Source organism: Sorangium sp. So ce834 (genome assembly GCF_051521425.1).
Classification (GTDB): Bacteria; Myxococcota_A; Polyangia; order Polyangiales; family Polyangiaceae; genus Sorangium; species Sorangium cellulosum_D.
This window is the reverse complement of the sequence record NZ_CP150351.1, coordinates 7516389-7536550: the sequence shown is the minus strand read 5'-3', so window position 1 is coordinate 7536550 and position 20162 is coordinate 7516389. Positions and strand designations below refer to the sequence as shown.

Annotated in this window: 15 protein-coding genes and 1 pseudogene; 10 read left to right on the top strand and 6 right to left on the bottom strand. The window is 74.0% G+C overall.

Annotation, left to right across the window (positions count from 1 at the left end):
- Window positions 1-33: 33 nt before the first annotated feature.
- Complete coding sequence (locus WMF20_RS27035) at window positions 34-1059, bottom strand: serine/threonine-protein kinase (protein ID WP_437604822.1); 1026 nt, start codon at window positions 1057-1059, stop codon at window positions 34-36.
- 781 nt (window positions 1060-1840) lie between these two features.
- Entirely contained in the window at window positions 1841-2875 is a 1035-nt protein-coding gene (locus WMF20_RS27030) for a LysR family transcriptional regulator (protein WP_437604821.1), read from the bottom strand.
- 116 nt (window positions 2876-2991) lie between these two features.
- On the opposite strand from WMF20_RS27030, the gene WMF20_RS27025 reads away from it, so the two are divergent.
- Window positions 2992-4188: an FAD-dependent oxidoreductase gene (locus WMF20_RS27025; RefSeq protein WP_437604820.1), complete on the top strand. Its 1197-nt coding sequence runs from the start codon at window positions 2992-2994 to the stop codon at window positions 4186-4188.
- A gap of 128 nt (window positions 4189-4316) precedes the next feature.
- On the opposite strand, the gene WMF20_RS27020 is transcribed toward WMF20_RS27025, so the two are convergent.
- A complete protein-coding gene (locus tag WMF20_RS27020; protein WP_437604819.1) occupies window positions 4317-5036 on the bottom strand; it encodes a hypothetical protein in 720 nt (239 codons plus the stop codon).
- A 482-nt stretch (window positions 5037-5518) separates the two neighbouring features.
- Here WMF20_RS27020 and WMF20_RS27015 point away from each other — a divergent pair, with 482 nt between their 5' ends.
- Window positions 5519-6601, top strand: coding sequence for an NADH:flavin oxidoreductase/NADH oxidase (locus WMF20_RS27015; protein WP_129577118.1), 1083 nt, complete (start codon window positions 5519-5521; stop codon window positions 6599-6601).
- 69 nt (window positions 6602-6670) lie between these two features.
- Window positions 6671-10279 carry an SNF2-related protein gene (locus WMF20_RS27010; protein WP_437604818.1) on the top strand — a complete coding sequence of 1203 codons (3609 nt, stop codon included), beginning with the start codon at window positions 6671-6673 and terminating at the stop codon, window positions 10277-10279.
- 6 nt (window positions 10280-10285) lie between these two features.
- Here the strand turns inward: WMF20_RS27010 and WMF20_RS27005 are convergent, their stop codons facing one another.
- Window positions 10286-10876 carry a Uma2 family endonuclease gene (locus WMF20_RS27005; protein WP_437604817.1) on the bottom strand — a complete coding sequence of 197 codons (591 nt, stop codon included), beginning with the start codon at window positions 10874-10876 and terminating at the stop codon, window positions 10286-10288.
- Window positions 10877-10941: 65 nt separating this feature from the next.
- On the bottom strand, window positions 10942-12372 hold the full coding sequence (locus WMF20_RS27000) for an MATE family efflux transporter (RefSeq protein WP_437604816.1): 1431 nt from the start codon (window positions 12370-12372) through the stop codon (window positions 10942-10944).
- A gap of 175 nt (window positions 12373-12547) precedes the next feature.
- Between WMF20_RS27000 and WMF20_RS26995 the strand changes: the two genes are divergently transcribed.
- The 4 genes and pseudogenes from WMF20_RS26995 (at window position 12548) to WMF20_RS26980 (ending at window position 15467) form a co-directional block, all read left to right on the top strand.
- Complete coding sequence (locus WMF20_RS26995) at window positions 12548-13447, top strand: hypothetical protein (RefSeq protein WP_437604815.1); 900 nt, start codon at window positions 12548-12550, stop codon at window positions 13445-13447.
- Between the two features lie 1193 nt (window positions 13448-14640).
- Window positions 14641-15048 carry a hypothetical protein gene (locus WMF20_RS26990; RefSeq protein WP_437604814.1) on the top strand — a complete coding sequence of 136 codons (408 nt, stop codon included), beginning with the start codon at window positions 14641-14643 and terminating at the stop codon, window positions 15046-15048.
- A 110-nt stretch (window positions 15049-15158) separates the two neighbouring features.
- Window positions 15159-15203, top strand: a pseudogene (locus tag WMF20_RS26985) (hypothetical protein); the annotation flags it as partial.
- Window positions 15204-15278: 75 nt separating this feature from the next.
- Window positions 15279-15467, top strand: coding sequence for a hypothetical protein (locus WMF20_RS26980; protein WP_437604812.1), 189 nt, complete (start codon window positions 15279-15281; stop codon window positions 15465-15467).
- A 153-nt stretch (window positions 15468-15620) separates the two neighbouring features.
- Here the strand turns inward: WMF20_RS26980 and WMF20_RS26975 are convergent, their stop codons facing one another.
- Complete coding sequence (locus WMF20_RS26975; protein WP_437604810.1) at window positions 15621-16871, bottom strand: MFS transporter; 1251 nt, start codon at window positions 16869-16871, stop codon at window positions 15621-15623.
- A gap of 99 nt (window positions 16872-16970) precedes the next feature.
- On the opposite strand from WMF20_RS26975, the gene WMF20_RS26970 reads away from it, so the two are divergent.
- Genes WMF20_RS26970 through WMF20_RS26960 form a run of 3 tightly spaced genes read left to right on the top strand, consistent with a single transcriptional unit; the run spans window position 16971 to window position 20160 of the window.
- The gene (locus WMF20_RS26970; RefSeq protein ID WP_437604809.1) at window positions 16971-17204 is read left to right on the top strand and encodes a hypothetical protein; all 234 of its coding nucleotides are present in this window, start codon (window positions 16971-16973) and stop codon (window positions 17202-17204) included.
- Entirely contained in the window at window positions 17197-17691 is a 495-nt protein-coding gene (locus tag WMF20_RS26965) for a nucleotidyl transferase AbiEii/AbiGii toxin family protein (protein ID WP_437604807.1), read from the top strand. The genes WMF20_RS26970 and WMF20_RS26965 overlap by 8 nt, the downstream gene beginning before the upstream one ends.
- A 57-nt stretch (window positions 17692-17748) precedes the next feature.
- Complete coding sequence (locus tag WMF20_RS26960; RefSeq protein WP_437604806.1) at window positions 17749-20160, top strand: hypothetical protein; 2412 nt, start codon at window positions 17749-17751, stop codon at window positions 20158-20160.
- The last annotated feature ends 2 nt before the right edge of the window (window positions 20161-20162 follow it).

Genomic DNA, 20162 nt, shown 5'->3' with positions numbered 1-20162 from the left:
CTGACACGGCGCACGCAGCGCGACGTCCGGCGATCAGGGCGTTGTACCCTGCCGCCCCAGCAGCCGCGCCGTCGCGCCCTGCGCGGCGTCGACCGCGCGGCCGGCCGTGCGCGCCGCCTCGCGGAGGGCCTCGTCTGCGCCGCGTGCGCCGGCGCCCCCGGACGGCCTCGACAGGAGATACGCGGCGAGCGCCACGCCGAGCGCCACGGCGACGCCGGCCGCCGCGAGGCGCCGGCGCCGCGGTCCGCGCCGCGCCGGCGCCGCACCCGCCGCGGCCGCGAAGGCGGCGATCATCGCCTCGACGCTGGGGAACCGCTCCGGCGGGCTGATCGCGAACGCCCGCGCGAACCACGCCTCCAGGGCGGGCGGCGCCTCCGGGCACAGCGTGGTCACCGGGAGGCGCGCGCCGACGAGGATGGAGGCGAGCACGGCGGCCAGGTTGCGGCCCGGGAACGGCAGCTGCCCGGTGAGCGCCTCGTGCGCCACGACCGCGAGCGACCACATGTCGAGGTGCGGCCCGGTCTGCCCCTCGCACGTGTGCTCCGGGCTCAGGTACGCCGGCGTGCCCAGCACCACGCCGTCCGCCGTCCGGCGGCGGAAGTCGGCCGGCCGATCGTCACCTACCCATTTCGCGATCCCGAAATCGGCGATCTTGGCGCGCAGGTGGCCGTCGCTCCCCGCGACGAGCAGGATGTTCGACGGCTTGATGTCACGGTGCACGACGCCGAGGCCGTGCGCCACCGACAGCGCGTCGCCGAGCTGGCGGAGGAGCGGCGCGAGCTCGGCCGCCGGCATCGGCCCTCGCTCCTGCAGCCATTGCCGCAGCGACCTGCCGCGCACGTACTCCATGACGAGGTACGGGCCCGCCGCCGGGTCCTCGCCGGCGTCGTGGACCGCGACGACGCCGGCGGTCTTCTGGCCGAGCTGCGCCGCGACCCGGGCCTCGAGCCGGAACCGCTCGATGGCGTCGAGTTGCCGCCCGTTGCGCGCCACCACGAGGAACTTGAGCGCGACGTCGACGCGCCGGACGCTGTCGTGCGCGCGCCAGACCTCGCCCATAGCGCCGCGCCCGAGCGGGTGCTCGAGCCGGTAACGCCCGCCGACGAGGCGGCCTCGCAGCCGCCCGGCGCGGCGCGAGGAGGCAGGGCGGGAGTCTGCGGGTCGATCAGCGAGCGCGGCCGCGGCGCGCGCGCCGTCTCTTCTCTGGGAATCGGGTTGGGGATCGAACGAGGATGGCTGGAACACGATCGAGCACCTCCGTGCCGCCTCTGTGTCCCAGATGCGTCGATGCTCCTCTCGGGCGACGCGCTGGGGCCAGGGACCGGGGCATGAACGGAGCGTATCGCGAACGTGGGATTCAGGGAATCCCGGACAGCGCACCTCGATCGGAGAGCCAACCGCGGACTTGTGCTCACAAGGTCTTACGGTGGCGCAGAACGTCGGTGTCTACGCTACGTGGATCTCGCTCGGCGGTCGAATCCCGCCCGTACCGCGTCGCGGCGCGGGGTCTCGCGTCTCCGGTCGCGGAGCTGCGCGAGACCTGGGGCTCAGAATAGCGCCACGACGGTGGTCACCACGCTCGCCGTCGCGGGGATCGCGCGCAAGAACGCCTTGGAGTTCCACGACTGATCCATCGAGCAATCCGCCGTGGTGCCGCCGGTCAGGTCCTTCCAGTTCGCGGCGATTCGCTCGTTGACGCCGAACTCGGTGTTGTTGTCCGTGCGAGAGCCGCCGCCGAATGCCCGGCGAGGGGCCTCAGCCCGCGGGCGCGCCGTCCGCGCTGGCGAGCCGCGCGCCGACCGGCTGGATCGCCCGGCGTGGCCTCACAGAAGATGTGAAGTCAGGAAGCGGGTTTGGCCCGCCTCCCCATCTTCCCACCGTCCTGTTCGCGCCGGGCGCGGGAGACTGCCCCCTTCTGTGAGCGCCCCGCCTGGGTGCGCGGGCGCGCGGGCGGGGGCGTGGTTTCGCGCACTGCGGAGATGACGACCTCGCGGAAGCAGCGCGCGCCCTCGTCCTCGTGGGTCCTCTCGTGCCATACGAGCTGGATCTTCAACGAGAACCCGGGCAGCGGCGGCTCGATGATCGCGAGCGGGGCGAGGCGGGCGAGCGCCTCGGCCAGGCGGCGAGGCATCCCGGCGATGAGATCGGTATTCGCGGCGGCGACCGCGGCGGCGGAGAAGCTCGGGACCGTCATGGCGATTTCGCGGCGCAGCCCGTGCGCCGCGAGCTGCTCGCGGGCGGCCCGGTTGCCGATGCCGCCCCGCCCGAGCGCGACGTGGATGTCGATATGGCGCATCGCATTGAACACCTCGCGCGTCATCGGGCCGCGGGCGCACGGGTGGCCGCGGCGGACCACGAAGACGCTGTCCTGCTCGTAGAGGTCCGCGGCGTGGTGGCCGGGCGGCAGCGGGTGAGCAGGCGCGATCGCCGCGTCGATGTCGCCGCCGGCGAGCCCCCCGGCCGCCTCGAGGTGGTCGACGCTCGCGACGCGGAGGACCGCGCGCGGCATCTTCGCCGCGAAGGCCCGCGCGATGGCCGGCAGGCTGCATATCTGATCGAGGTCGGAGCACGCGATCGCGAACGCGCGCGTGGTCGCCATCGGGTCGAACGCGCGGTCGCCCGCGATCGCGCCGGCGATCTCGCCGAACGCCGCCCGGAGCCGCGGAATCATCTGCTGCGCGCGGGGCGTCGCGACCAGACCGCGCCCGCTCCGAACGACGAGCGGGTCGCCGAGCTGCGCGCGCAGCCGCGCGAGCGAGTTGCTCACGGCCGACGGTGTAACGTGGAGCCGCCGCGCCGCGCGCGCCGCGCTCCGCTCCTCGAGCACCGCGTGGAGCACGAGCAGGAGGTTGAGATCGAGCGCCGGTAAGTTCACGAATCGTGACGATTAGCATCACAAACCATCACTGGCAATGAATGCCTGTCACACGCATGCTGGCCCGGACATCGAGCCGGCGTGGCTCGACCGGCGGACAGGGTGGAGGTGGTGAGATGACCAAGCGAGGCGTGCAGCGGGCGATCGTGGTCGGCGGAGGCATCGCGGGTCCGGTGCTCGGGATGTTCCTGCGGCGCATCGGCGTGGACGTGACGATCTTCGAGGCGCGCGAGGCGTCTGCGGAGCGGGAGGGCGCGTTCCTGGGCATCACTCCGAACGGAATGAACGTGCTCTCGGATCTCGGCCTCGCGGGCGCGGTGGAGGCGCTCGGCGCGCCGTGCGCGGGTCTCCGGTTCGAGAACGCGCGCGGCCGGCGCGTCGGGGTGATCGATCAACGGGAGGCGGCGCGCCGCTTCGGCGCGGGGCTCGTCATGATCCGGCGCGGGGCGCTGCACGCCGCGCTCGCGGAGGAGGCGGCCCGGCGCGGCGTCGCGATCCGGTACGGCGCGCGGCTCGAGGACGTGGACGCCTCGGATCCGCGCGAGGTCGTCGCGCGCTTCAGCGGCGGCGGCGAGGCGCGCGGCGACGTTCTCCTCGGGTGCGACGGGTTCCGCTCGCGCACGCGGGCTCGGGCGCTGCCCGGCGCGCCCGAGCCGCGCTACACCGGGCTCATCGACTTCGGCGGCTTCGCGCGTTGCCCCGGCGCGCCGATCGAGCCTGGTTGGAACGTGATGGTGTTCGGCCGGCGCGCGTTCTTCGGCGCGTTCGCGGCGCCCGGCGGCGAGGTGTGGTGGTTCCACAACAGCGGGGAGCCCGCTCCGGCGCACGGCGACGCCGCGCCGCCGGAGCCGCTCCGCGAGCGCATCCTCGCGCTGCACCAGGGCGATCCGGGCTGGATCGCGGACGTGGTGCGCGCGACCCCGGAGGTCCTCGGGCCGTGGCTGCTGCACGACATCCTGACGATGCCGCGCTGGCACGCCGGCCGGGTTTGCCTGATCGGGGACGCGGCGCACGCGGCGACCCCGCACGCCGGCCAGGGCGCCTCGCTCGCCATGGAGGACGGGATGCTCCTCGCGAGGTGTCTCCGGGACGAGCCCGACCCGGAGCAGGCGTTCGCGGCGTTCGAGCGCCTCCGGCGGCCGCGCGTCGAGGCGATCGTCCGGCAGGCGCGCCGGAACGGCAGCCGCAAGGCCGTCTCCGGGCCGGTGGCGGAGTGGCTCCGCGACCGGGCGCTGCCGCTGTTCCTGCGGCTCGGCGCGGCCGCTCAGCAGCGCGTGTACGCGTACCGGATCGACTGGGAGGAGCGGGTCTAGCTCGCTCCGCCGTTCAGGCTGGCGCCGAGGGCGTCGGCGAGGATATCTGTACACGGGCAGCGCGGCGAGGCTCTTGACCTTGGTGCCGTGTCAGAGCGGCCGTGGCGCGACCGGGGGCGCGCGCCGGATCAGCGCGCCACGCAGATGCCGGCGCAGTCGGCGCTGCCGGTGGCCGTATCGCAGTCGTCGCTCGGGTCGTCGACGCACTCGAGCCCGTCGGGGCAGGGGAAGCCCGCGAAGCCGCCGCACATGATGGGCTTGGGCTCGACGCAGACGCCGGCGCAGTCGGCGCCGCCGTGCTCCGGGTCGCAGTCGTCGGTCGGGTCGTCGACGCACTCGAGCCCGTCGGGGCAGGGGAGGCCCGCGAAGCCGCCGCACATGGCGGGCTTGGGCTCGACGCAGACGCCGGCGCAGTCGGCGCCGCCGTGCTCGGGGTCGCAGTCGTCGGTCGGGTCGTCGACGCACTCGAGCCCGTCGGGGCAGGGGAAGCCCGCGAAGCCGCCGCACATGACGGGCTTGGGCTCGACGCAGACACCGATGCAGTCGGCGCCGCCGTGCTCCGGGTCGCAGTCGTCGGTCGGGTCGTCGACGCACTCGAGCCCGTCGGGGCAGGGGAAGCCCGCGAAGCCGCCGCACATGACGGGCTTGGGCTCGACGCAGACACCGATGCAGTCGGCGCCGCCGTGCTCCGGGTCGCAGTCGTCGGTCGGGTCGTCGACGCACTCGAGCCCGTCGGGACAGCTGGTCCCGAGGAAGCCGCCGCACTCCTGGGTCGTTTGCGGATGCTGCGTCTCCCCGACGTCGTCGTCGTCGCCCTCCGCCTGGCAGCCGACGAGTCCAATCACCATGAGCAAGAAAGCCAATCCTGTGTGGCGCATCAGAACCTCCGCGTCGTGCTTGTTCGAGCCCTCATGCGGCCGCCGGACCGGCGATCGCGCGGCAGCCTGGCGCGCAGGCGCCGCCAGGGGAGGACACCCCTGACGCCACCGCCCAGGCCACCTTCAGGGCTCTTCTGTTTCTGCTCCCCGAGGCGCGTCCTTCGGGAAGCGGCGCTCCATCGTCGCGCCTGTCTTCGCCCGTCTTCAGCTTGAGCAGCCTCCGTGCCAGCGAGATTTGGCACAGCTCGCGCGGAAATCGCGGCCTGCCGCGGGGGGGTCATCGCGGCCGCGGTGTCTCGCGTGTGTCTCGAAGTGTCTCACGTGTGCCAACGGTGAGACAGCCGGCTCGTGCGCCTCGCACCGAGGCCACGGCGCCACGGCCGGAGGACGCCTCCGCTTGCGCGCGCGCGTCCGGGCTGCAACGCTGCGCGCCTCTTGCAAGGAGGTCTTCTGTGGCGAGCTTGTTCGAGCCCTTTCGCTTGAAGGACATCACGCTGCGCAACCGCGTGGTCGTCTCTCCCATGTGCCAGTACTCCTCCGTGAACGGCCATGCGACCGACTGGCACCTTGTCCATCTGGGCTCGATGGCGAGAGGTGGAGTCGGCCTCGCCATCGCCGAAGCCACGGCGGTGTCCCCGGAGGGCCGTATCAGCCCGCGAGACGCCGGGCTGTGGGAAGACAGCCAGATCGAGCCGCTCAGGCGGATCGTCGCGTTCATCAAGGAGCAGGGCGCGGTGCCGGGCGTCCAGCTCGCGCACGCGGGGAGGAAGGCGAGCGCCAACCGGCCGTGGGAGGGCGACGACCACCTCACGAAGGAAGAAGGCGCCTGGGAGACGCTGGCGCCCTCGGCGAAGCCGTTCGGCGCGTACCTCCCCCAGGTGCCCAGGGAGATGTCGAAGGCCGACATCGACCGCGTGAAGGGCGATTTCGTCGCCGCCGCGCGTCGGGCCCTCGAGGCAGGCTACGAGTGGCTCGAGCTGCACTTCGCGCACGGCTACCTGGCGCACAGCTTCTACTCGCCGCTCTCGAACGCGCGCACCGACGCGTACGGCGGGACGTTCGAGAACCGGATCCGCTTCCTGATCGAGACGTTCGAGGCGGTGCGGAACGCCTGGCCGGAGCGCCTGCCGCTCACCGTCCGGCTCTCGATCACGGACTGGGTGGATGGCGGGGTCACGATCGAGGAGTCGATCGAGCTGACGAGACGGCTCAAGGCGTCCGGCCTCGATCTGCTCGACGCGAGCCACGGGTTCGTGGTCCCCGATGTCTCCAAGATCCCCTGGGGCCCCGGCTTCCTGCTCCCGCACGCCGGACGCCTCCGCAAGGAGGCGGGCGTGCCGGTCGCGGCGGGGTGGTTCATCAACGAGCCGGAGCAGGCCGAGGCGGCCCTGAAAGAGGGCCAGGCGGACCTCATCGTGCTGGCCCACGCCCTGCTCGACGACCCGCACTGGGCCTACCACGCCGCGAAGAAGCTGGGCGTGGAGCAGCCGAGCCGCGTCCTCCCGCCGCCGTACGGCCACTGGCTCAAGCGCTGAGGGCGGCGGCCGGCGCGCCAAAACCCCTTGAACCGGGCCCGCGCACCGACGACGTTGCGCGGCCCGACCATGCCAGGCGACCCCCAGCCCGTCACCCCCGGAGCGCCGGAGGCGCCGTTCGCGACGCGGGCGGCGCTCCTGTCCTGGCTCGCGCGCCACGCCATCGCGCACCTCGCCCGGCTGAACCTCGAGGCCGTGGCCCCGCGCCTCGATCCCGCCCTCTGGCCCGAGCTGCGCGTCCTCGGCGCGCGGCGGCGCCTCATCGACCTCGCGAGCGACGACGAGCTCGCGCGCTCGATCGAGTGGCTGCCGCCCTCGCGCCTCCGCGACGCGCTGCCGCCCGCCGTCCTCGCCTTCCTGGAGGACGAGCGCGCCGCCGCCGCGCTGGCGCGCGCCGCGGTCCCCGCGCTGCTCCGGCCGCCCGACGAGCCGCGGGCCCAGCCGGCGCACGCCCTCCTCTGCGCCCTGCGCGCCCGCGTCCCCGACGCCGTGGCCCCGCGCCCCGAGCGGGCGCTCCGGGCCGCCCCGCTGCGCTTCGACGCGGCGCTGCCCGGCTTCCGCCTCGACGACCCGCTGCCCTACGAATCGCAGCGCGTGGGCGCCGGCTTCGTCCGGCCCGAGGCGCGGCTCACCCTCGCCCCCGGGGCGCTCCGCGCCGAGTGCGGCTGCGGCGCGGCCGACTGCGTGCACGTGCTCGCGGCCATCGACGCGGCGCTGCTCTGGCTCCGCCAGCCCCCGGGCGAGGCCTTCTCCCGGGCGCTCGACGAGCTCGGGCGCCCCCCCTGGGAGCGCACCTTGCTGGCGCTCGACCGGGCGTTCGACGACGGCCCCGGCGCGCGCGCCGGCGTCGAGCTCACCTTCCGGCTCGACGTCGTCGAGGGCGCCGGCGTCGCGGTCGCCCCCTGGATCCACCGCGTCGGCAAGAAGGGCCAGCGCGGCGCCGGCGCGCGGATCGGCAAGAAGCGCCTCCTCCTGGAGCACGGCGCGAAGCTCTCCGCCGAGGACGCCCGCATCGCGGCGCTCCTGCCCGACGGCGACGCGTTCGCCTCGCGGGCGCTGCTCGACGCGCTCATCGGCCACCCGCGCCTCGTCCTCGGCGAGGCGCCCGACGTCGCGGTGCGCATCGAGCGCACGCCGGTGGGCCTCGTGGCCGAGGAGCGCCACGGCGCCGTGCGGGTGAGCGCCGGCGTCGAGGGCACCGCGCTGCCCCCTCCGCTGCTCGAGCGCCTGCGCCGGGCCCGGCCCGAGGAGGTGCTGTTCCTCTGGGACTGGGACAAGGGCGCGCGCCGGCTCACGCTGCTCGACGTCAAGACCGAGGTCCGGTCGCTCCTCGACGTGCTCCTGCGTGAGGGCAACGTCTTCCCGCCCGAGAGCCACGCCGCCCTGCTCGCCGCGCTCGCGCGGTGGGCGCAGCGCGTGCCCGTCGCCATGCCGCGCAGCGTGATGGGCGAGTCGGTCCCGCCCGCGCTGAGCCCGGTGCTGCGGCTCACCGCCCAGCCCCGCGGCGCGGTCGAGGTGGAGCTGCGCATCCGGCCGCTCGAAGGCGGCCCGACGCTCGCGCCGGGCGCGGGCGCCCGCGACGTGCACGTGCGGCGCGGGGAGAAGGCGCTGCACGCGGTGCGCGACCTCGCCCGGGAAGAGGGCTTCGCCGCCGCGCTCGCGGCCGAGCTCCCGCTCGCCGGGGCCGAGCCGCTCGAGGATCGCCGCTTCCACTACCGCTTCGCCAGCGCGCACGGCGCGCTCGACCTGCTCGCGGCCTGCGCGGCGCGCGACCCGCCGCCGGAGCTCGAGTGGGTCGGCGCGCCGCTCCGCGCGGTGGCGAGCCGCGGCCCCCAGGCGCTCAAGATCATCCTCGAGCGGCGGCGCGAGTGGTTCGGCGTCCTCGGCGGCCTGAGCGTCGCGGGCGAGCGCGTCGAGCTCGCGCGGCTGCTCGAGGCGGCGCGGCGCGGCGAGCGTTACGTGCAGGTCGAGGCGCAGACCTACGTGGAGCTGGGCGAGGCGCTGCGCGCCCACCTCGAGCGCCTGTCGGACCATGTCCACGAGACCCGGCACGGCCTCGCGGTGGGCCCCTCGGCCGCCGGGGTGCTGTGGGAGATCGAGCAGGCCGGCGCCGCGCTCGACGGGGATGGCGCCTTCCGGCGGCTCGCCGAGCGCGTCGCGGCCGCGGGCGAGCTCTGCCCGGCGGTCCCACCGGCGCTCGGGACCGAGCTCCGCCCGTACCAGGTCGACGGTTACCGCTGGCTCGTGCGGCTCGCGGCCTGGGGGGCCGGGGGCGTGCTCGCCGACGACATGGGCCTCGGCAAGACCGTGCAGGCGCTGGCCGTCCTGCTCGAGCGCGCCGAGCGCGGGCCGGCGCTCGTCCTCGCCCCGACGTCGGTGGCCTTCAACTGGCGGGACGAGGCGCAGCGCTTCGCGCCCTCGCTGCGCCTCACGCTCTACGCGGACGAGGCCGATCGCGACGGCGCGCTCGCGCGGCTCGGCCCGGGCGACGTGCTGGTGCTCAGCTACGGCCTGCTCGCGCGCGACGCCGCGCGCCTCGCGGCCCGGCGCTTCGCCACGGTCGTCTTCGACGAGGCCCAGAGCCTGAAGAACGCGACCACCCTGCGCGCGCGCGCCGCGCGGGCGCTCCAGGCGGACTTCACGAGCGCGCTCTCCGGCACGCCGCTCGAGAACCACCTCGGCGAGCTCTGGAGCCTGTTCACGATCGTCTTTCCCGGCCTCCTGGGCAGCTGGGACTCGTTCCGCGATCGCTATGCCGCGCCGATCGAGCGGCACGGCGATCCCGCCGCGGCGCCCGCGCTCGCGCGCGTGCTCGCCCCCTTCCTCCTGCGTCGGACCAAGGCGCAGGTGGAGGCCGAGCTCCCGGCGCGCACCGAGGTGCGCGTGCCGGTCGTCCTCTCGAGCGCCGAGTGGCGGCTGTACGAGGACGCGCGCCTCGCGGCGCTCTCCGATCTCGAGACGCGCCGGTCGGTCCGTCGCGAGCAGCAGCGGCGCGTCGAGGTGCTCGCGGCGCTCACGCGGCTGCGGCTGCTCGCCTCGCACCCGCGGCTCTACGACGAGCGCTCGGCGCTCGCCTCGTCCAAGCTCGCGCGCCTCCTCGAGCTCGTCGACGAGCTGCGGGCGGAGGGGCAGCGCGCGCTCGTCTTCAGCCAGTTCACCTCGCACCTCGCGCTGGTGCGCGAGGCGCTCGAGGCGCGCGGCGTCGCGTACGTCTATCTCGACGGCGAGACGCCGCGGCGGGCGCGGGGCGAGCGGGTGCGCGAGTTCCAGGAGGGTGCGGCGCCGCTCTTCCTCATCTCGCTCAAGGCGGGCGGCTTCGGCGTCAACCTCACGGCGGCCACCAACGTGATCCTCCTCGACCCCTGGTGGAACCCCGCGGTCGAGGATCAGGCCTCGGATCGCGCGCACCGGCTGGGCCAGCGCCGGCCGGTCACCATCTACCGCCTGGTGGCGCTCGGGACGATCGAGGAGCAGATGCTGTCGCTGCACGAGCAGAAGCGCTCGCTCGCGGCCCAGGTCCTCGGCGGCAAGGACGCGGCGGGCAAGCTCTCGACGCAGGAGCTCCTGGGGCTGCTCTCGGCGCGGCTGCGGGGGCCGGACGGCGGCGAGGGCGGCGAGGTGGAGCGCGCCGCCGGGCTCGACGAGGATCCCGGCGCCGGGGCGCCGGCGCCCGCCTGAGGGGCGCTACGTCGCCCAGAGCACGGCGAGCTCCAGCTCGATCGCCTCGAACGGCGCGGCGCGGACGCGCGCGGCGTCGCGGTGGACGGCGAGCTGGATCCAGCCGCGGCCGGGGGCGAGCGAGAGGACCTCCAGGGTCCGCTGGATGGGATCGACCAGCCACGCGTGCAGCACGCCTTCGCGCGCGTAGAGGGGCATCTTCTCCTTGCGATCGTGCTGCTCTGTCGAGGGGCTCAGGACCTCGCAGATCCAGTCCGGAGCGAGCGAGAAGTAGGGGGTGTCGGGGAGCTCGTGCATGCGCTCCCGGCGCCAGCCGGCGATGTCCGGCACGACCGCTTCCACGTCGCCCGGCGATTCCGGATCGGGGAAGTGCAGCTCGGGCTCGTCGAGGATCCACCATCCGCCTGGGCCGTTCCTGCCGTGGTCGAAGGGACCGCCGATCTCGATGCCCAGGCTCGACGCGGCGCGCGCATGCCGCGGCGCCGGCCGCGGGAAGACGTGCAGCACGCCGCGGATGAGCTCTGCCACCTTGTTCGGCGGGGCGGCCTCGAGGTCGGCGTACGTGGCGCGGCGGGGCTTCTCGGCGGGCTGGCCCATGGCTCCAGCCTGCCTGCGGGCGCACGGCCAGGCAAGCTGCGCCCGGCGGGGGCGCAGTCGGCGGATCACGCCTCGCCGACCTCGTTCGCGAACCCCTTCGCGGGGTCGGCTTGCCTCGCCGCGTCCGCCGGGCCGGCGGGGTGGACGACCACCCGCTTCCAGCGCCCCGAGGCGTAGTAGGCCAGGCTCGCGGCGAGCGACACGACGAAGCTCGCCGCGATGGCGTACCAGACGCCCTTCACGCTGCGCATCTCGCGGGAGAGGAAGTAGGCGAGCGGGGCGCGGACCACCCAGAGGCCGAGCAGCGAGATCGCGGTTGTCACCAGGGTGGCGCCGGCGCCGTTGATGATGCCGTTGCTCACGAAGGAGAGGCCGAAGAGCACGTACGACGCGCCCACGATGTGCAGGTACGAGACGCCGAGATCGATGACGACCGGATCGGCGATGAACACCCGGAGGAGCGCCTCGGGGAAGATGATGGCCGCCGCCGAGCACGCGAGCGTGATCGCGGCGCTGAAGGCGCAGCCCCACAGGAAGATCTCGCGCACGCGGCCGTGGTGCCCCGCGCCCAGGTTCTGCCCGGCGAGCGTCGATATCGCCATTCCCATGTTGATCGCGGGCAGGAACGCGATCTGGTCGATGCGCGAGGCCGCGCCGAACGCCGCGGTCGCGACCTCCCCGAACCCGTTCACGATCCCCGTCACCACCACCATGCCCAGCGAGACCACCGACTGCTGCACGGCCGCCGGCACGCCGATGCGGAGCGTCCGCCGGATCGTCGGGCCGAGCTGGCCGAAGCGGGGCCACCTCGGCGAGATCGGGGATTTCCGGGCATAGAGATATCCGTTGAGCGCCACGAGCGCGAGGACCTGAGAGACGATCGTGGCCCAGGCGGTCCCGTTCAGGCCGAGCTCCGGCAGCCCCAGCTTCCCGAAGATGAGGAGAGGATCGAGCACCGTCGTGAGCAGGACGGAGCCGAGCTGAAAATAGAGGGGAGTCTTCGAGTCCCCCGTCCCCTGCAGCATGCTCCTCAGCGCGAACATGCCGAAGCTGAAGGGCAGCGAGAGCAGGTAGACGCGGAGGTAGTGCACGGCCGGCTCGAGCACCTCGGCCGGCGTGTCCATCGCGCGGAGGATCTCGGGCGTGAAGATCTCGCCGACGACGGTCAGGACGATGCCGAGGCCGTAGATGAGCACGGTCGAGCCGTCCACCACGCGCTTCAGCTCGTCGAACCGCCTGGCGCCGAAGCTCTGCGAGACGAGGATGTTCGTCGCCAGGGTCATCCCCATCCCGACGCCGAAGATCGTGAAGACGACGGGGAAGCTCACGGTGACGGCCGCCAGGGCGACCGTGCCCAGGTACTGGCCGACCCAGATGGCGTTGATGAAGCTGTAGGTCGTCTGGAGGAAGCCCCCGAGGAGCATCGGGAGCGAGAACGTCACGATGTGTCTTGGGATGCTGCCGGTCGTCAGATCGGTGCCGAACGTCGGTTTCATCGGGCTCCTCGCCCGCGGGCGGGCGGAAAGTAGGGATCGTGGGGGGTCTCGGGTGCGGCGTAACTTAGCGGACGCGCGGCGACAGTCCATGCCCGCTGGCGCGCGGTTTGCAGCCCGCGCCGGCCGCTGAGCGCATCGGTCCTTCCTGCGGTTGCGCCAGCGAGAGGAGAACGACATGCCGAAAGCGAAGTCCGCCGGCGCCCCCAAGCAGCCGGGGGCGCGGGGCGCGGCCCCGGAGCCGTCCGAGGCGACCTTGCCGCTGGTGCTCACCGCGGCCGAGCAGGATCTCCTGGGGCGCGCCCTCAAGCTCCTGGTCAACGTCCAGGCCGCGCCGTTCGTGGAGAGGGCGCGTCGCGAGGGCTACACGGCCGAGGAGCACCGCGAGGGGTGGCGGCTGCTCAAGCTCGCCTCGGGCGAGCAGCGCCCGCTGGAGCACCTGTTCGTGGAGGCCGCGAGCGGCGGGGTGGTGGAGGGGACGGAGCGGATGCGGCTGCTCCAGGAGGTCGATACCTTCGAGAACACGTGGTTCCCGCGCGCGCGGGCGATCATCCGCCGCGTGGTGCCGCGCGAGCGGCGCGGCGGGTTCGAGGCCGCGTTCTTCAAGAACCTGGAGCAGCAGCCGCTCGGGCCGGCGGTGATCATGTCGGTCGGGACGTTCCTTCGCCGGGTCGAGGGGCTCGCCAGGAACAGCGACGGCGACGCGAAGAAGGTCCACAGGACGCTCACGGCGCGCGGGCTGACCGAGGCGAGGATGCAGCACGTGCGCGAGCAGATCGCGCGGCTGGAGGCCGGCGCCGGCGCGCCGGGGCAGCCGCCCCGGGTGCCTGTGGCGGAGCTGGAGCGGGCCCGGAAGGAGCAGCGGGAGGCGCTCGAGGGGCTGCGCGACTGGTTCAACGACTGGGCGACGACGCTCCGGCAGGTCTTCTCGGTCAAGGCGCAGATCCAGCTCGGCCTCACGGTGATGAAGCGCGCGGCGGCCGCCGCCGAGGAGGTGGTCGAGGAGGAGCCGCCGCTCGACGGGGCCGACGACGGCGCCGAGGTCGAGGTCGCGGGCGCGGAGCCGCCGCTCGGCTGACGCGGCGCCGGGCGCCGCCCGGCCCGTCAGGCGCCGGGGAGGCCGGCGGGGCGGCGCGGCGGAAGCGGAAAGCCGGTCCGGGGAGCCGGAGGAGGGGGTCTCGAGAACGGCCGAGGGGGGTCTCGAGAACGGCCGAGGGGGGTCTCGAGAGCGGCCGAGGGGGTCTCGAGAGCGGCCGAGGGGGTCTCGAGATGTGCGCAGACCTCGCTCCGCGCTCTCCGGACCGGCTGCGGCGGTGTCCAGACCCGCCGCCCCGGTTTCCAGACCGGCACCGGCGCCCTTCCGCTGCCGCGCCGGCGCTCTCCGGACCGGCACCGGCGCTCTCCACCCCCGCGCCGGCGCGCTCCGGACCGGCTCCGGCCATCTTCAAGCGCGTCCTGGAGGCGATCGCTGTCCAGGGAGCGATCGCTCGCCTCTCGTTCGGGCGCGACCGAGCCGTCCGCGCCACCCGAGACGGTCGGTGCATGTGGCCACGAGCCCTTTCGAGGTGGCTCGGGACACCGGGCCGGCAGCGCGAAACCCCCTGAGCGAGCGCACAGATGCCGCGCGGGCGAAAGGAGCCTTCGCGGCGCCAATCGCAGAGGGGCTCCGCAACCGGTTGCTCCCTTCCGCAATGGTTTGCGTCATTGAACAACGGTTTGCGGTCCCCGGGACCCCGGCCGCACGTCCCGACGGCACTGGCGCAGGGCCGTGCAAGGGGTTGCATCGCGGCAGCGATCCACCTCGGCCGCACCAACGCGGGGCTCCGCGCCAGGGCGGAGGACGCGGCGTGTCGGGGGGCACGAGAAGAGTTGAAATCCCAAGGCGCCGAGGACACCAAGAGAGAGGAGACGCCCGTCTTCGTCTCTCCCTTTTATGGACGTCCTTGGTGTCTTATTCTTGTTTGTCTGAGTCGTTGTACCCGACGGGGCTGAGCTCCGCCTCGGACTACACACTGCGAGCGCCGTCGCCTGATGCGGGGATGCTTGTGGCGATTGTTCCATCTCGACCAGCGATCCCTGCCAGCACACCCGGACGGCCTCATGCGCTCAGAAACAGCTCTCGAACCCGTCACGGCACCCACAGCTCGACGTGTCGATGATGCACGCACCCGTTCGGCTGCGAGGGATGGCGCCTGCGCCGAGCGCCCTGACCTGGCGACGCTTGCCTCCCGATGTGGCGCGGAGTAGGGTAAATCAATGGCCGTTCAAGCGGTGACCGTGAACCTGCCGGAGCCTCTGTACGAGCGGCTGGCGCGACGCGCGAGCAGGATGCATCGGACCGTCGAGGCTGAGCTCGTCGAGGCGGTGGCGGCGTTGCTCCCGGACGAGCCCGAAGAGCTGCCGGCCGACATGGCCGAGTCGATCGCCGCGCTGCACCTCCTGGACGACGAGGCCTTATGGCGAGCCGCGAGGACCTCCCTGGCCGCTCAGAAGGCTGCCGACCTCGAGGCCCTCCACGTCAAGCGCCAGGGAGAAGGGCTCTCTGCATCGGAGTCCGATGCGCTTGCGATGCTCGTGAAGGAGTATACGCGGATCATGCTGGTTCGCTCCCGAGCGGCTGCGTTGCTCAAGCAGCGTGGGCACGATGTCTCGGTGCTGCTCCAGAAGCATGAGCCGTAGTTACATCTCCAGGGCGCTGCGGGAGCAAGTCGCCGCAGAGGCGCGCCACCGGTGCGGCTTCTGCCTCACGTCGTCGAGCATCATCGGCTCGCCGATGGAGATCGAATCACATCATCCCCGAGTCGCTGGGAGGCCTCACCGAGAGAGAGAACCTCTGGCTGGCGTGCTCCCTCTGTAACGAGCACAAGGGCAACCGCATCGCGGCCTCCGACCCTCACACCGGGGAGACCGTGCGCATCTTCGATCCGCGCCGACAGGCGTGGCCGGATCATTTCTCGTGGAGCGCGGCGGGAGACCAGATCATCGGCAAGACCCCCACGGGCAGGGCTACCGTCGTTGCCGTTCGCTTGAACCGCGCCGAGCTCGTGGAAGCCCGGCGGGGCTGGGTGATCGCCGGCTGGCATCCACCCAAGGATTGACCTAAAAGCATCGATGTTCCCGCGCTTGCCGCGCAACCCGGCGGCCAGGCGCCCGCAAGGCGCTCCGGGCTGCGCGCGCTCCAGAGCTCCTCCCGACCTTGCTCGAACAAACGCAGCTCGCCGCGGGGCGCGCCCGCGCACACAGCGGCCCTCTCAGGCCGCCCGCAGCCGCCACACCGCGGGGCGCAGCAGCAGGAGCGGCGCGGCGAGGCCCGCGATGACGCCGCACCACACCGCCGCCTCGACGCCGATCCGACCCGCGAGCCAGCCGGCCGCGAGCGTGCCCGCCGGCAAGAGCGCGCCGGTGAGCACGTGGAGCGTGGCGTTGACCCGGCCGAGCACGTGGAGCGGCAGCATCGATTGCCGGGCGCTCACCGCGTGGATCATGAACGCCACGAGGAACGCGTCCCCGAGGAGCTGGTGCAGCACGAGGGCAGGGACCGCGAGCCGCCCGAGGTGCGCGGCGAGCGGGATGAGCGCGGCGCCGGCCTGACCCACCGCGAGGCTGAGGATCATCGCAGGCCCGGCGCCGAGGCGGCGGCCCAGCCACCCCGCGATGACGCTGCCGCCCAGCGCGCCGACGCCGCCCGCGCTGATGATCAGCCCGACCGCGGCGGGATCCAGCCGCAGGCCCTCCAGGAGATAGAGCATGTACAGCGCGGAGAAGACCCCGCCGCTGAAGAGCGCCTGCGCGCCCATGGCCAGGAACGTCGCGCCGACCACGGGGTGGCCGAGGCCGTGGCGCAGCCCCACCCGGAGATCCTCGCGCAGCGAGGCGCCCCCCTCGGCCGCGTCGCCCGCAGGGGCGGCCGGCGCCTCGACGGCCCGGATGCGCCCGAGGAGCGCCGCCGACCCGAGGTAGGACAGCGCGTCCGCCACCATCGTCACCGGCGCGGTGAGCACCTGGATCAGGATGCCCGCGGCGCCGGGGCCGGCGATCTCCGCGGCGGCCTCGGTCATCTCCAGCCGGGCGTTCGCCTCGACCAGGCGATCCTGCCCGACCAGCGCCGGCAAGTACGCGTTGTCGGCGATCTGGAACAGGGAGGTGGCCACGCCGACCAGCGCGGCCACCGCGGAGAGCTGGAAGAGGGTCAGCGCGCCGGCCCAGGCCGCGATCGGCACCGAGAGGATCAGCGCGGCGCGCGCGAGATCCGCGCCGATGAGCAGCGGCCGCTTGCGCGACCGGTCGACGAGCCCGCCCGCGAAGAGCCCCACGAGGACGCCCGGGGCGGTCGACAGCGCCGAGAGCGCCGCGACGCCGGCCGCGTCGGCGCCGAGGCTCACGATGGCGATCACGGGCAGCGCCGTCCGGCTCACGCGGCTGCCCAGCGCGCTCACCGCCTGCGCGGCCCAGAGGCGCAGGAAATCGGGGTGGCGAGAGAGGCCGGCGGGGGGAGAGGACATGGGGCCGGGGCGCGAGTAGAGCAGAAAAGAAGGAAGGACGGGGCGCCGCGATGGCCCGGGACCATCCGGCTGGCTCGAGAGGCGTGCTACACGACGGCCATGGACCGCGACGAACGTACTGGTGAAGTCTTTCTCCGCGTCGTGGGTCGGCGCACCGCGCCGCCGCTCGGCGAGCCCCCGCCGCTCGAGTCGCGCGACGCCCTCGCCACCATGGCCCGCTATCGAACACGGGCCCCCAAAGGGATCTTCGTCTACCGCAGCCACGCCGAGATGGAGGCCGACAGGCTGCGCTGGACCGTCGATGCCATGATCGAGCGCGCGCGCCGTGGCTGAATATACGCGCCCGGCCACGTGGGACGATGTCAAGCTGCTTGCCCGCTACCTCGATGAAGCGGGCGTACGATGGGCGCTGATCGGTGGCTATGCGATCGCCGCGCACGGGTTCGTCAGGTTCTCCGAAGACGTCGACATCCTCGTCGACCCGTCCACCGAGAACGCGAAGCGCTGGATCGCGGCGCTCGCCCGGCTGCCCGACGGCGCGACGCGCGAGCTCGTCGGCGAGGAGGATGTCTTTGAACGCGAAGGTCCGTACGCCATCCGGGTCAACGACGAGTTCACCATCGACGTGATGCCTTCGGCCTGCGGCCACGGATGGGCCGAGCTGGAGCCCTACGTGGAGGAGCGCTTCATCGACGGTGTCCGGCTACGGGTCCTCGGGCTCGAAGGGTTGCTGAAGACAAAAGAAGGCATGCGCGACAAGGACCGCGCCGACGCCGCGGTGCTGCGCGCCGCCCTGGACGCTCTCCGCAGCGCGAAATGAGGGTCGCCTCTCCGGGCAGACGCGACTACGAAAGCAGCCCTGGAGCCACCCGCGCCCATGCCCACGCTGCTGCGTTCACCAGCCACGAGGCTCGCCGCAGCGCTCGTCGCGATCGCGATGGCGCTCGTCGGCCTCCTGCCCCTCTTCGACGGCCCCGGCTACGAGAGCGCGCTCGCCGCAGGCCTGCTCGCGCCGAGCGCCGCGGCGATCGCGACCGCCCTCGACGTCGCCGCCCACCGGCCCGTGCCGATCGACGCCTTCCGCCGCGGCGTCGCGAACGGCGCCCTGCTCGCGGTCGTCGCGTACGCCACCACCCTGGCCCACGGCCTCCGCGCAGGCTTCTGCGACGTGCTCGGCGGCTCCGCGCACTTCGCCCTCGGGCCCGGCCTCGGCGCGGCCCTCGGCGGCGCCTGGGGCGCGGTCGCGGGCGAGCTCGCCGCCGGCATCCGGCGCGACGACGCCGCGCCCCTGCCGCCTGCGTCCCCCGCGTGGCGGCGCCGGCTCGTCGCCGTCCTCGCCGCGCTCGCCGCCCCGCTCGCCTCGATCGGCGTGAGCGCCGTCCGCTTCTACACGAGCCCGATCGTCTTCGCCTACGACCCGTTCGTCGGCTTCTTCAGCGGCACCCTCTACGACACCGTCGTCGACGCCTCCGGGCTGCTCACCTACCGCGCCGGGACGCTCGCCACCCTGGTCGCCGCCTCCGCGCTCGCCCACCACCTCGTCCACGACGCGGGCGGCCGGCTGTCGTTCCAGCTGCAAGGCCGCCCCGGGCTGCTCCTGCTCGGCGCGGCGTGCGCCGCCCTCAGCGCCGCGAACCTCCTCGAAGGCGCGCGCCTCGGCCACTTCCAGACCTCCGAGACCATCGCGGCCGAGCTCGGCGCCCTCTCGCAGGGCCAGCGCTGCGAGGTCGTCTACCCGCGCGGCATGCGCGAGGCCGACGTCCAGCGCTTCGTCCGCGAGTGCGACGCCCACGTCGCGGCCGGCGAGCGCTGGCTCGGCGCGCCCGCCGAGCAGGACGGCGCGCCGCTCCGCGTCCGCGCCTACCTGTTCGAGAGCGCGGCGCAGAAGGGCGCGCTGATGGGCGCGTCGCGCACGTACGTGGCGAAGCCGTGGCGCCGCGAGGTGTACCTGCAGGCCGCCGGCTACCCGCACCCGACCCTCGGGCACGAGATCATGCACGTGCTCGCCGGCGCCTTCGCCCGCGGCCCGTTCGAGATCGCCGGGCGGCTCGGCGGGTGGCTCCCCGACCCGGGCCTCATCGAGGGGATCGCCGTCGCCGGCTCGCCAAGGGAAGGCGAGGACCTGAGCCCGAGCGAGTGGGCCAAGGCCATGAAAGATCTCGGGATCCTGCCGCGGCTGTCGCGCCTGTTCGCGCTCGGGTTCCTGGCCGAGAACTCGTCGACCGCCTACACCGTGAGCGGCGCCTTCGTCGGCCACGTGCGCGCGACGTACGGGCCCGCCGCGGTCCGCGCCTGGTACGGCGGCAAGCCGCTGCCCGAGCTCACCGGCGCCTCGTGGGACGAGATGGAGCGCGCGTGGCACGCCCAGCTCGACGCGCTGTCGCTCCCGGACGCGGCCAGGGCGCAGGCGAAGGCCCGCTTCGATCGGCCCGCCGTGTTCGAGCGGCGCTGCCCGCACGTGGTCGACGCGTGCGCGCAGAAGGCGGAGCAGCTGCGCGCGCGCGGCGACCACGAGGGCGCCATCGCCGAGTACCGGCGCGTCCTCGCGCTCGACCAGAGCCCCGCGACGCGCGTCGCCATCGCCGAGACGCGGCTCGCGAGCGACGCGCCCGGCAGCCGGGCCGAGGGGGTGCGCGAGCTGGAGGTCGTCGCCGGGGACGCGTCGGTGCCGCGCCACCTGCGCGACCGCGCGGCGGAGCGGCTCGGCGACGTCGCGCTCTCGGCCGGCGACCGGGAGCGCGCGGTCGCGTGGTACCAGGAGGTCGCCGGCCGCCTCGTCGACGAGGACCGGCTGCGGACGCTCGACGTCAAGATCGCCGCCGTCCACGACGAGCGGGCCCGCGCGGCCGTGGTCGAGCTGCTGATCGGGACCCGCGGCGGCGCGCCGGACCGGTTCCGGGCGGCGGAGCTGCTCGGCGCCTGGGCCGCGCAGGCGCCCGGCGACGGCCTGCCGAGCTACCTCCTCGGCCGCCAGTACCTGAACGACGGCCGCTTCGACGAGGCGGCCGATCGCCTGGACCGGGCGCTCGGGGCCCACCTGCCCATCCAGCGGGTCTGGATCGAGGCCGAGCGGCTGCGCCTCGTGGTGGCGTGCGGCGTCGGCGACGCCGAGACCGCGCGCCGGATGTTCGCCCAGTACGCCGCCCACGAGGGGCCGGCCGGCGCCGGGCCCGCCGTGAGCCAGGAGCGCCGGGACGCCGCCCTCCGGCTGCTCGAGCGGTGCGACCACGCGGCGCCCCGGCCCGCGGCCCCGGCGACCCCATCCGACAGGCCGGACGGACAAAAGTGAAG